The sequence below is a fragment of the Rubneribacter sp. genome, assembly GCF_965361815.1.
The window spans coordinates 1-10,858 of record NZ_CBDTNW010000150.1 but is presented as its reverse complement, the minus strand read 5'-3'; the positions used below and the strand labels follow the sequence as shown (position 1 = coordinate 10,858).

Below are 10,858 nucleotides of genomic sequence, written 5' to 3'. Positions count from 1 at the left end.
CTTGACGAGTACGACATCGTGCGTTACCTGGAGGACGAGGAAGGCGGTCGCATAGGCTTCGTCCTGTTGGAGGACGGCGAGGAGGTGGAGTACCTCTACGTGGACGAGGACGAGGACGTCGAGCCCGCCGATGGGGGCGCCGGCGACGAGGACGAGTTCGACCTGGGCATCACCAGGGAGGGCGTGGCCGAGACGACAAAGGACATGAACGCCATCTACAAAGACGGCATCGCCGTGGCGGCCGAGCTGAAAGGCGCCTTCGACGACATCAAGGGAGCCCTCGATTTCTCGTCGTTCCTCAAGAAGTAGAACCCGGCGTGTCGGATGCCCCCCCGGGGGGGGGTACGCTGCGATCACTGAAATCGCTGCGGCGCGACGCTTTGCGGCTCGCTGCAGCCGGGCGGGTTTTGGGCGGGTTTTGGGACGCGAACCGACACGGTTGCTTGACAAACGAGAGCCGTGGAATAGAATGGATTGCCACGGTTTTGAGGGTGCGGAGCCGTGCGCACGTTGACAAGGTGGGGCCTTCGACCCGGCATCCGACGCGATCTTGCGGCGCGGATGCGCCTTGCATGCAAGGGGGCGACTGGTTTCGACATGGTACGTTCGATATGAGGAGCAGGTCGTGGTCTCCTCTCCACGTTAAACAGGGGTACCGTCAATTTAATTGGCAAAGCTAAGACTCAGAGCGCTCCTGCGCTCGCCATGGCTGCTTAATCGCGCCTGGCTGTCGTCCCGGGAACTTCCCCGATTCCGGGTTCGGCATCATTTCAGGGGAATGCGCGCGGGCACGTAGCCGGTATGGCTCGCGCAAAGATCGAACCGGCTGGGAAGGGCGACGTTTGCCGGCGGACCGGCCCCTTCCGAGAACCGACCGTCTGCTAAGCCTGTAGAGCCTGATGGAGAAGGTAGTATGGACCGGAGTTCGATTCTCCGCGCCTCCACCAACTATAATTACGCCGCTTAGAATTGTGAAACACCGGTTCAGGCGGCGTTTTTCATGCCCATTTTCGACGGGGCCAGCGAACCCCCGCAGGCGCTTTCGCGCCCGACTGCCAGCCGGCTGCTCGCCCGGCCGACCGCCCGCCCGACCGCCCGTGCATTCGCCAAACCGCCGGCGGCGGGATCCGCGTCAGCGGTTCGGCCGTATCCGCAAGCTGGAGGTCTGCACAACTTGCGGATTCAATCAAGTGCCAGGTTCAAATTGAAGATGCTGCCCGATTGTTGCAAGGCGACGGCGGCCATATTGCTACAATAGTGCGACGTTCCAACATCGTGGGAGATATGATGAGCGACAAACGAGACAAAGCGGCGCGCGGGCGCCATGCGGCCGGCCCCCGGCGCGCCGAATCCGACAAGCCTATCAAGGTCGCGCCTCCTGCCGCCGTTGCGCCGGTAAACCCCGCTGGGCCCGATGCGGCGTCGTATGGCGCTCCCGGCTCGCCGTACGTTCCCGCCCAGGCGGCGGCTTCCGCGCGTCGCGCGAAGCCTCTGAAAGTCGTGGGCATCGTGCTGGGGGCGATCGTCGCGCTGCTCGCCGTGGCCTATGTTGGCGTGGCGCTGTACTTTTCGGGCCGGTTCATGCCGAACTCCTCCATCGGCGAGGTGGACGTCTCGCTGATGGAGGCCGCAGACGCCGAGCGAGTCCTGGCCGACTCGGTGGCCGATTACCGCCTGTCCGTCTCGGGGCAGGGCTTCTCGCTTCGTCTGACCGCAGCCGACGCGGGGCTGTCCATAGACGAGGCCCGCGTGGTGTCGCGCGCCCTTGCGCAGGTCAACCCCTGGGCGTGGCCGCTCGAACTGCAACGGGATCACGACGCCACCTCCGAGCTGGTGACGACGTTCAACGAGACGGGGCTTGACGAGGCCGTGCGCTCTGCCGTGGCGGCGTTCAACGAAGGGGCCGAGCAGCCCGTCGACGCCTCGGTGGCCTACGACGAGGCGAAAGGCGCGTTCGTCGTGCGGCCCGAGTCCGCGGGCACCGCGCTCGATCCCGACGCCGTCATCGCGGCCGCCGACGAGGCCCTGGCGGCCCTCGCCCCGTCCGCCAAGCTCACTGCGGAGCATCTGCTGAAGCCCGCGGTCCTCTCCACCGACGCCCGTCTCTCGTCCGCCGCCGCGTCCGCCAACACCATGATCAAGGCCGATCTCGCGCTGACGATGGGCGGCGCGGTGGTGGGGGAGGCGAACGCCGACACGGTGTCGCAATGGGTCACGTTCGGCGAGGACGCGACCGCGGCGCTGGACGAAGGGGCCCTGACCGCGTGGGTGGACGGCATCGCGTCGTCTTGCAGCACCGTCGGAAGCTCGCGCACCTACACGCGTCCCGACGGCAAGACGGTGACCGTTGCGGGAGGCTCGTACGGATGGGAGGTTGACCGGGACGCGCTGCTGGCGTTGGTCAAGGAAGCCGTCTCCGCTGGCAGCGTGCAGACGGCGGAGGTCCCCACGATCTCTGCGGGCACGGCGTTCAACGGCGCGGGCGCGCAGGATTGGGGTCCCCGTTACTGCGACATCGACCTGTCCGAGCAGTACGTCCGCTTCTACGACGGAGCAGGCGCGCTTGTGTGGGAGTCCGCATGCGTGACCGGGACGCCGAACGGCTCCCACGACACGCCGCCCGGCGTGTACGTGCTCAACTCGAAGGCGAGTCCTTCGAAGCTGAAGGGAACGAACCTCGACGGCTCCAAGTACGAGTCCACCGTGCAGTACTGGATGCCCTTCGTCGGCAACGTCATCGGGATGCACGACGCGGACTGGCAGGCCGCGTTCGGGGGCACGCGCTACCAAGACGGCTACGGAAGCCATGGATGCGTGAACCTGCCGCCGGGGGCCGCCGCGCAGCTCTACGGCATCATCCAGACCGGCGACGTGGTGGTGTGCCACTGGTAGGCGATCGTCCGGACCCGGGTTCGTCCTTTCCGGGATGCGCCCGGGGCCGCCTCACACCGCCGTCAGGTCCGTCACCTGCAAAGGGACGATGCGTGCCAGCTCGGAAAGCGGCATGTCCACCTGGCAGCCGATGCGCCCTCCGGAAAACACGATGCGCTCGAACAGCTCCGCCGTCTCGTCGATGGCGGTGGGGAAGAGGCGCTTCATTCCGATGGGCGAGCAGCCTCCGTGCACATATCCGGTGAGCGGTAAAAGCTCCCGCGCGCGCACCATGGCCACGGCCTTCTCGCCTGCGGCCGCAGCCGCCTTCCTGAGGTCAAGCTCGCAGGCGACGGGGATCATGAACACGTAATGCGCGCCCGAGCGCCCCACGGTGACGAGCGTCTTGAACACGCGGTCCTCGTCAAGCCCGAGCAGCTGCGCCACCTCGACGCCCGAAAGCGCTTCGGGACAGTCGAAGTAGCGCACCTCGAAATCGGCGCGCGCGGCTTCCAGCTCGCGCACGGCGTTCGTCTTGACCTCGCGGGATCGCGCCATGGCCGTCTTGCCCGTCAGCGGATGAAGTTCGTCTTGACCTTGGGCTCCACCTCGGGTGCGGGCGTGCCCTCGGCGGCGCGCAAAAGCCAGGCCAGGTTGCGGCCGAGGACACGCATGGTGTGCAGCCCCTCCCCGTCCTGCCGCACCTCCTCGACGCTTTGGCCGTGCACCATGGGCCAGTAGGTGGACGAGGCGACCGGCATGCAGTTGATCTGGAAGTACTTGTTCACCTGGTCGATGGCCGGCGTCGTGCCCGCGCGCCGTGCGGAGGCCACGGCCGCCGCGGGCTTGAAGCGCAGGCGCGCCGACGCGGCGAAGAACATCCGGTCGAGCACGGCGAGCAGCGCCCCGTTCGCTCCGGCGTAGAACACCGGCGTGCCCACCACCAGGCCGTCGGCCTCCTCTGCTTTGGCGATGAGGCCGTTGACCGCATCGTCGTCGAACACGCAGCGAGCGTTCCCGCGCTTGGCGCAGCCGCCGCAGCCCAAACAGCCGCGCACGGGATCGCGCCCTATCCAGGCGATCTCCGTTTCCACGCCTTCGGCCTCAAGCGCGCCGGCCACTTCGGAAAGCGCCGTGTGGGTGCAGCGCCTCTCGTTCGGGCTTCCGTTGATGAGCAGGACCTTCATGCTCGCTCCTTTCCCCTTGCGACCGCCTCGGCCGCCTCTCTTGCCGCAGTTTCCAGTGATCAGATTAGCAGATACCGTGGGCGGGCGCGGCGGTCTGCAAACAACGAACAGGCCCTGCGCTATACTGGGGGCATGGATACGACGCAGACACACCTCGGTTCCGTTGCCGGCGCGGACAACGCGCCCATCGGCGTGTTCGACTCGGGCTTCGGCGGCCTGACGGTGGCGCGCGAGATAGCGAAGGCGCTGCCGGAGGAGTCGCTCGTGTACCTGGGCGACTCGGCGCGCTGCCCCTACGGGCCGCGCTCGCTTGCGGAGGTTGACGGCTTCGTGCAGCAGATCGGCGGCTGGCTGGTCGGGCGCGGCGTGAAGATGATCGTCATCGCGTGCAACACGGCCACGGCGGCCGGGCTCGCCCATGCGCAGCGGACGCTTCCCGTGCCGGTCATCGGCGTGGTGGAGCCGGGCGCGCGCGCGGCCGTCCACGCCACCAGGAACCGGCGCGTGGGCGTCATCGCCACGAAGGCCACGGTGGAGTCGGACGCCTACACGAGGGCCATCCGGCACATAGACGCGGGCATCACGGTGTTCTCCACCGCCACGCCGCGCTTCGTGGAGATAGCCGAGCAGGGCATCCGCATGGCCGAAGGCCCCATAGAGAACTACACCTCGCTTGCCTCGAAGGTCTACATCCGCCCGGCGTTCCAAGAGATCGCCAAGGAGTACCTGGAGCCGCTGCGACGCTGCGACATCGACACGCTCGTCTTGGGCTGCACGCACTTCCCGCTGCTCAAGGCGCTCATCGGCGGGGTGGTGGGGCGCGAGGTGACGCTCATCTCGTCGGCGAAGGAGGCCGCGCGCGACGTGGCCGAGATACTGGGCCGTCGCGGCGCCCTGGCCGAGCGGGGCCGCGCGCCGCGCCACGAGTTCTTCACCACGGGCGCCGACACGGAGGAGTTCCGGGCGTTCGGCAGCCGCGTGCTGCGCCTGCCCATCGCGTCGGTGGAACGCGTTGGCCTTGAGTGATGTGATCGGAAGGAGCGTTTCATGAAGACCGTCGTCATCGCCAGCAACAACGCGCACAAGGCGCGCGAGATAGCCGAGGCGCTCGATTTTCCGGGCTGGGAGTTCCGTACGCTGCGCGATCTGGGGGTCGCCTCCGATCCGGCCGAGGACGCCGAGACGTTCGCGGGAAACGCCCGCATCACGGCGCTCGCCGCCCGCGAGTCGAGCGGCGAGCGCGCCGTGCTCGCCGACGACTCGGGTCTTGAGGTGGACGCGCTCGACGGGGCGCCCGGCGTGCGCTCGGCGCGCTACGCGGGCGAGCCGTGCGACGACGCCGCCAACAACGCCAAGCTGCTCGCCGAGCTCGCGGACGTGCCCGATGCCCGGCGCTCGGCGCGCTTCGTGTGCGCGCTCGCGTTCATCGACGAGGACGGCACGGAGACGACGGCGCGCGGCACCGTGGAGGGCCGCATCGCGCGCGAGGGGCGGGGAAGCCATGGCTTCGGCTACGACCCGCTGTTCTTGCCCGACGCGTTCTCAGGCAGCCGCACGCTCGCCGAGGCGCTGCCCGAGGAGAAGAACGCCGTGTCGCATCGCGGCAACGCCCTGCGCGAGCTTCGGGCGAAACTGGCTTCGCAGCGCTGATCTTTCTGCTATACTGGCTCGTGCCGCATTGTCGTCGGGGTGTGGCGCAGCCTGGTAGCGCGCCTGCTTTGGGAGCAGGATGTCGCAGGTTCGAATCCTGTCACCCCGACCATGAAATTTTATTTTAGTGCCAATTCCATTTTTATTTCCTGCGTAATCTCGTTTTGGGCCTTCATCCTCACTTTTCCGATGTTTTGTCAAAAATAGTGATGTTCTCAGGTGATTTTGCTCAAATCTCCTGAGTGATCTACGCTTCGTCGCCAAACACTTGCGTTTCTGCAACCTTCTTGCCCCCCCCTCGGCAGGGGATCTCGAGGCTATCCCAATTCTGCTCACGCCCGCCAGTTTAGCTGCTGCTTAGGCTGCTTCTATTTTCGTGCGCATGTTGTGATCGGTGTCGAGCAGATCCGGATTGCGGGTGCTGAAGCTCTTGGCGAAGAAGGTGCGCATGGCGAAGGTGAGGTTAGTCCTACGCGCCGAGCAAGGCTGCGAAACTCTGTTGATAGATATGTTCGACGATGAGGGGTGTGAAAGGGATTAGGAATATCGGGAACACCCTATCCGGCTCGACAATGAACCGGAAAACGAAGGCTAGCAGAGTGGCGAGAATCGCCAGCATCGCGGAAACGATCTTTCTTCCTATATGGCCATGACAATCGATCATAAGGGTCCGGTACGTGTTTGCGCCTTCCGAAAACATCTCGCTAAGCAATTCTTTGGGCTTGTAATCGGGGTATTCGAACTTATAGACGATTTTCCCTATGCAAAAGATGAGAAGGCAGGCTAATCCTTTTGCTGTTCCTTCATTGAGGAATATGGATATTATGCTGAACATCCAAGGCGCCTCCTGTCCGGGTTCCAATACGCATTCACCCTTATTCGGATGCCGAGACTTTAATTCTTATGCTTATTATATACCCTGACCAAGGCGCGACGGTTATTTTATTGGCAGCTGAAAGGATCGCTCGTCGAATTCGATCCAATGAAGCAGGTTTTTCTCGCCCGTCCTACGCGCTTGCGTTTTCGGCGTGGTGAACGAACGCCGCTGTTTGCGGGGCGTATCAATTTTGGAGAAACAATCTCTTGTCGAAACGTTGCGGAGATGCCGCCTATTGGAAGCCGGCTCGATTGTTCTTGCCCTGAAGCCCCTGCATGAACTCCGCGATCATCCGAAGAGACTCCACTGCTTTCTCGTACGACACTTCCTCGAAAAGCAGGGGAGTGGTGACGCGTTCGTAGTCATCGCGATATGCGGCTTTTTCGATAATGGCTTCGAGGACAGACGGGGTGTCGACTCCGTCTTGCGCGGAAGGGCATCCGTGTGCGTTTTTGCGTTGCCTGCGCACCGCGCTGAATAACGCGGCGAGCTCTTCGTCGAAGGACACGATGGGCGAGAGCTTGTGAAGATCGTAGATATGCCTCGACTGTCGAGGCGGAATCGGGCCTTCAAGATAGTAATCGCACAAAGCGAAAACTTTGTCGACGAATGTACGCTCGATAGAGCTTGCCATGATTTTGAACGGCTCGAGTTCGTATTCCGCCGCAACATCGTCGAAGCCTTCTTCGATGCAGTAGCGGTACAAGTAGTTGTCCACCGCTTTGGCGGCTGCTGGCGAAGCAGGGGTCATGACCGCCGTCTCGATTATCAGCGTGTTGCTGCTGAATTCGCTTTCGGCTGACGGGAGGGGCACGAGGTATCTGTTGAACTCGCGGCGGCTCCGAGTTTCGTTGAGATTGGCGACGGCAAGCCCTATGTTGTCGATCGCGTGCGTGACTGCGGCTTTCATGCGCTTGCGTTGTCCTTCCGTCGCATGCTCGACCTCGAGGCCAAGGTCGACGTCCTCCGAGAATCGTGCGATGGCACGATGGCATTTGGAAAGGCACGTGCCGCCCTTGAATACTATCTCCGGGTCGGTTCGCGCGATGGACTTCAGGGCAAGGTAGATGAAGTAATCCTTGATGACGAACGATTCTGCGAGGTTGAAGCGATTTGCCGTCCTTGCAACGAGTTCGCTCCAGTCTTCTTGGTTTTCATGCAAGTACACCGTTCGCCTCGCTTTCAAGGATTCTCAAGGCTGTTTTGCCTGGATAGTGCTTCGCGTATTCTATCAGCTTTCGCCTGTCCGTTTTCGAAGCGAACTTTTTGAGATTTGCCAGCTCGCTCGGATTGAGCTGGTCGACAGGCGCGTACGTGAGGAGATCGAGCAACTGCAACGTCTCTACGTTTTCGGCCGTTACGGGGATTCTCGGACGCCGCAGGATGATCTCCCTATACCCTCCGCAAGGTTCGATCTTGCGTGAGCGGGTACTTTCGCGGTTTGTGACGATTTCAAGCGTGCCGGGAACTTGGTTGGAGATGCCCACGCGGTTTTCCAGGGTTGGTCCGGTGACGTAGCCGTAAACGTCGTTGCCGTCGGACAGGTACTTCTTCTCAAGTATCTTCATGTTGCTGATGGCCGATGGGCCGAATCGTGTTTCGGTTGGGATGTAGTAGACGCCCTTGCGAGGTTTGACGAGCCTTGCGGAGGCGACGGCGCTGCGGAGGCGACGGTAGAGTGTCGCCTCCGGCATCTCGGGAAACATCCTCTTGATCTCTTCGAGGAGGATGGGTTCGTCCGTTCCGAAAGCTTTTCGTAATTTGTTTGCGAAATCATCCATGCGTCCGATAGTAACATGTGAGAGTTATTTCTACAAGAAAATAAAAATTTACTATCGAACAATGATTGAGCGGTTATGGCGACGCGGACCAGGAGGGTTTTGCTCTCTCGGAGAGCGCCTGCTCTTTCGTGCCGCGGTGACGGCTCGGCAACCATCGGCTTGCGGGATCCTGCGTCGCGTCGCGCGGCCCTATCATGGGAGGGACCACTCCCGAAAAGCGAAGGACGGCCCCATGAACGACGCGACTCCCACGCCTCTTGCGCCCGAGCGCCGCCGCGCGCTCCTCGCTGCGCTCCAGGAGCGCTTCGAGCGCCATCCGGAACGGCACCCCGATCTGTCCTGGAGCGATGTGCTCGCAAGGGTGGACGCGCGTCCTGACGCGCTCTGTGCGCTCGAGGGCATGGAGGCGAGCGGGGGAGAACCCGACGTCGTGGGCCGCGATGAGGAGACGGGCGCCATCGTGTTCGTCGACTGCTCGCCCGAAAGTCCCTCGGGCCGGCGGAGCCTGTGCTACGACCGCGCGGCGCAAGAGGCGCGCTCGCGGAACCGTCCTCGCGGCAACGTCGTGGACGAGGCCGCCGCGCTCGGCATCGAGCTGCTCACGGAGGAGGAGTACCGCGTCCTTCAGACGATGGGCGCGTTCGACGAGCGCACTTCAAGCTGGGTGGCCACGCCTCCCGAAGTGCGCGCTCTTGGCGGCGCGCTGTTCTGCGACCGCCGCTACGGCCGCGTGTTCACGTTCCACAACGGCGCCGAATCGTATTACGCCGCACGGGGTTTCCGCGGCTCGCTGCGCGTGTGAGCCGGGCGTATGCGGACGGATTCGGGCGCTCGGCGCTTCCCCGGGGCCTTTCCAGGGGGCTATCGTGGAGACTCTGGGAGATTTCCGCGCGTTGCGGCCGATGTTGCGGTACAATAGCCGACGCCTTGCGCGGGTGTAGTTCAATGGTAGAACCTGAGCCTTCCAAGCTCATGACGCGGGTTCGATTCCCGTCACCCGCTCCATGGAAAGACTCCCGGTTGGATGCCCGCCGCGTCCGGCCGGGTTTTTCGTTTCCGCGTTTTTCCTGCTCGGCCGCCCTCATCTTTCGGGCGCCGTCGCGCCCGGTGGCCGCCTCCTGCAGCGGGACGAGCCCTCAACTCCGCGCCGCCGATGCGTCACGCGCAGTGTTCGCGCAGGTAGGCTATGATGTCGTCGGATTCGTACAGCGGCCTTCCGTCGGCGACGAGGCAGGGCACCTGCTTCTTGCCCCCGATGCGGACGAGGTCGTTTTGGATGCCGGGTTGCAGCGTGTCGCGCGTGCCCATCGTGATCTTGTTCTCGTCCATGAAGCGCAGCACCTTCTGGCAGTAAGGGCACGATTTCTTGTAATAAAGCGTGTGGTTTTCCAGATAGGGCATGCGGGCTCTCCTTTCAGCGGCCTGGGGAACGCGTCGAAACGACGATGTCCGCCCATGGTAGCGCGTTGGAGGCGCCGGAGGCCGTTCGTGAACTAGTTGTTGCCAATCGGTTTCCCGAAGCATAGTTTTCGAAGAGGAGGAAAACGGGCTGGGCCGGTCACCCCGTAGTTGAAAAGCCTCAAATACTATCTTGTATTCAAAAAATCAAAGAGTATAATAAAAGGTTTTTCGAGTTTGGTAAATCCAAATGGTGCTTTTCAGGAGAAAGACCCCGCCCTTTGGCGCGCCCAGCAGGACTCGAACCTGCAACCGACGGATTAGAAGTCCGTTGCTCTATCCGTTGAGCCATGGGCGCGCTTTGCGGGATGCGGATATTATACCGTAAACGAAGCGCGATGCGCAGCGGGACGCGCCGAGGGGGCCGCACGGGACATCGACCGTGCGAAAACAAAGCGTAACTGGGATTTTGATAGCGCGCGCGGCCGAATGCGGGTCCATTCCCCTTCCGGTTTCGGCCGCTGCCTCCTTCGGTTTCGCCGGTGTTGCATAGGAATTGCATCTTTTCCGGATATTATGCATAAAGTCTAATCACCGCCGGGTTCGGCCCCTGTCGCAAAAGCCCCTTTTTCCCTTTGTTCCAAGGGTGCCGTCTCGAAAAATGCTTTATCACGAAAAAGCAAACGTGTGCAAAATATGAAGGAGCGCGTGATGAAAAATGACCGTTCACCGAAAAAGCGTCGAGTAATCCCCGGGGGCCGGTTTTGTTTTGATTTTGTGGTTGCAATTTGGGCTGAACCATGAGATTTTGACGGTGCCGAACGGATGCCTGGTGCGCAACGGGCACCTCCGGGCTCGAACATCTGGAAAATGCATAAAAGGAAAAGGAGGGTTGCTATGGCTGGTGTGAACGTCAAGAGCGAGATCAAGCCCTTGAAAAAAGTTCTTCTCCACCGCCCTGGCCGAGAGCTTCTGAACCTGACGCCGAACACGCTTGAAGAGCTGCTGTTCGACGACATCCCGTTTTTGAAGGTCGCCCAGGAGGAGCACGACGCCTTCGCGCAGGCGCTGCGCGACAACGGCGTGGAGGTCGT

The 10,858-nt window shown here is 62.7% G+C and carries 11 protein-coding genes, 3 tRNA genes, 1 other RNA gene and 1 pseudogene; 9 read left to right on the top strand and 7 right to left on the bottom strand.

The genetic code is table 11. The features are described 5' to 3' along the window. From ACWKY3_RS11090 to ACWKY3_RS11080, 3 genes and pseudogenes are all read left to right on the top strand, one after another. Positions 1–309, top strand: a pseudogene (locus ACWKY3_RS11090) (hypothetical protein); the annotation flags it as partial. A gap of 269 nt (positions 310–578) precedes the next feature. After that, positions 579–947: a transfer-messenger RNA gene (ssrA, locus tag ACWKY3_RS11085) on the top strand. Positions 948–1,287: 340 nt separating this feature from the next. Next, the gene (locus tag ACWKY3_RS11080; protein ID WP_449316465.1) at positions 1,288–2,892 is read left to right on the top strand and encodes a L,D-transpeptidase family protein; all 1,605 of its coding nucleotides are present in this window, start codon (positions 1,288–1,290) and stop codon (positions 2,890–2,892) included. A gap of 51 nt (positions 2,893–2,943) precedes the next feature. On the opposite strand, the gene ACWKY3_RS11075 is transcribed toward ACWKY3_RS11080, so the two are convergent. Together ACWKY3_RS11075 and ACWKY3_RS11070 are read right to left on the bottom strand one after the other, a co-directional pair. Then, positions 2,944–3,429: an aminoacyl-tRNA deacylase gene (locus ACWKY3_RS11075; RefSeq protein WP_449316464.1), complete on the bottom strand. Its 486-nt coding sequence runs from the start codon at positions 3,427–3,429 to the stop codon at positions 2,944–2,946. A gap of 14 nt (positions 3,430–3,443) precedes the next feature. Continuing rightward, positions 3,444–4,058 (bottom strand): flavodoxin family protein, encoded by a 615-nt coding sequence (locus tag ACWKY3_RS11070; protein WP_449316463.1) that lies wholly within the window; start codon positions 4,056–4,058, stop codon positions 3,444–3,446. Positions 4,059–4,190: 132 nt separating this feature from the next. Between ACWKY3_RS11070 and murI the strand changes: the two genes are divergently transcribed. The 3 genes from murI to ACWKY3_RS11055 all read left to right on the top strand — a co-directional run bounded on the left by murI (position 4,191) and on the right by ACWKY3_RS11055 (position 5,820). Beyond that, positions 4,191–5,084, top strand: coding sequence for a glutamate racemase (murI, locus tag ACWKY3_RS11065; RefSeq protein WP_449316462.1), 894 nt, complete (start codon positions 4,191–4,193; stop codon positions 5,082–5,084). A 21-nt stretch (positions 5,085–5,105) separates the two neighbouring features. After that, the gene (rdgB, locus tag ACWKY3_RS11060; RefSeq protein ID WP_449316461.1) at positions 5,106–5,708 is read left to right on the top strand and encodes an RdgB/HAM1 family non-canonical purine NTP pyrophosphatase; all 603 of its coding nucleotides are present in this window, start codon (positions 5,106–5,108) and stop codon (positions 5,706–5,708) included. Positions 5,709–5,743: 35 nt separating this feature from the next. Continuing rightward, positions 5,744–5,820, top strand: a tRNA-Pro gene (locus ACWKY3_RS11055). Positions 5,821–6,177: 357 nt separating this feature from the next. On the opposite strand, the gene ACWKY3_RS11050 is transcribed toward ACWKY3_RS11055, so the two are convergent. The 3 genes from ACWKY3_RS11050 to ACWKY3_RS11040 all read right to left on the bottom strand — a co-directional run bounded on the left by ACWKY3_RS11050 (position 6,178) and on the right by ACWKY3_RS11040 (position 8,366). After that, positions 6,178–6,543: a hypothetical protein gene (locus tag ACWKY3_RS11050; RefSeq protein ID WP_449316460.1), complete on the bottom strand. Its 366-nt coding sequence runs from the start codon at positions 6,541–6,543 to the stop codon at positions 6,178–6,180. A 274-nt stretch (positions 6,544–6,817) separates the two neighbouring features. Then, entirely contained in the window at positions 6,818–7,753 is a 936-nt protein-coding gene (locus ACWKY3_RS11045) for a nucleotidyl transferase AbiEii/AbiGii toxin family protein (RefSeq protein WP_449316459.1), read from the bottom strand. Beyond that, entirely contained in the window at positions 7,740–8,366 is a 627-nt protein-coding gene (locus ACWKY3_RS11040) for a hypothetical protein (RefSeq protein ID WP_449316458.1), read from the bottom strand. Before ACWKY3_RS11040 ends, ACWKY3_RS11045 begins: the two co-directional genes overlap by 14 nt. A gap of 232 nt (positions 8,367–8,598) precedes the next feature. Between ACWKY3_RS11040 and ACWKY3_RS11035 the strand changes: the two genes are divergently transcribed. Next, the gene (locus ACWKY3_RS11035; RefSeq protein WP_449316457.1) at positions 8,599–9,168 is read left to right on the top strand and encodes a DUF4256 domain-containing protein; all 570 of its coding nucleotides are present in this window, start codon (positions 8,599–8,601) and stop codon (positions 9,166–9,168) included. A 129-nt stretch (positions 9,169–9,297) separates the two neighbouring features. Beyond that, positions 9,298–9,371: transfer RNA gene (locus ACWKY3_RS11030), tRNA-Gly, on the top strand. Positions 9,372–9,524: 153 nt separating this feature from the next. On the opposite strand, the gene ACWKY3_RS11025 is transcribed toward ACWKY3_RS11030, so the two are convergent. Then, complete coding sequence (locus ACWKY3_RS11025; RefSeq protein ID WP_449316456.1) at positions 9,525–9,767, bottom strand: glutaredoxin family protein; 243 nt, start codon at positions 9,765–9,767, stop codon at positions 9,525–9,527. Positions 9,768–10,046: 279 nt separating this feature from the next. Continuing rightward, positions 10,047–10,122 (bottom strand) — tRNA-Arg (locus ACWKY3_RS11020). A 539-nt stretch (positions 10,123–10,661) separates the two neighbouring features. Between ACWKY3_RS11020 and ACWKY3_RS11015 the strand changes: the two genes are divergently transcribed. Continuing rightward, the coding region (locus ACWKY3_RS11015; protein ID WP_449316455.1) for an arginine deiminase family protein at positions 10,662–10,858 on the top strand (197 nt) is incomplete at its 3' end.

Bases quoted from the DNA above. Each gene is read 5' to 3' on its own strand.
- ACWKY3_RS11080 (WP_449316465.1), top strand. From the start codon at position 1,288: ATGAGCGACAAACGAGACAAAGCGGCGCGCGGGCGCCATGCGGCCGGC.
- ACWKY3_RS11075 (WP_449316464.1), bottom strand. From the start codon at position 3,429: ATGGCGCGATCCCGCGAGGTCAAGACGAACGCCGTGCGCGAGCTGGAA.
- ACWKY3_RS11070 (WP_449316463.1), bottom strand. From the start codon at position 4,058: ATGAAGGTCCTGCTCATCAACGGAAGCCCGAACGAGAGGCGCTGCACC.
- murI (WP_449316462.1), top strand. From the start codon at position 4,191: ATGGATACGACGCAGACACACCTCGGTTCCGTTGCCGGCGCGGACAAC.
- rdgB (WP_449316461.1), top strand. From the start codon at position 5,106: ATGAAGACCGTCGTCATCGCCAGCAACAACGCGCACAAGGCGCGCGAG.
- ACWKY3_RS11050 (WP_449316460.1), bottom strand. From the start codon at position 6,543: ATGTTCAGCATAATATCCATATTCCTCAATGAAGGAACAGCAAAAGGA.
- ACWKY3_RS11040 (WP_449316458.1), bottom strand. From the start codon at position 8,366: ATGGATGATTTCGCAAACAAATTACGAAAAGCTTTCGGAACGGACGAA.
- ACWKY3_RS11035 (WP_449316457.1), top strand. From the start codon at position 8,599: ATGAACGACGCGACTCCCACGCCTCTTGCGCCCGAGCGCCGCCGCGCG.
- ACWKY3_RS11025 (WP_449316456.1), bottom strand. From the start codon at position 9,767: ATGCCCTATCTGGAAAACCACACGCTTTATTACAAGAAATCGTGCCCT.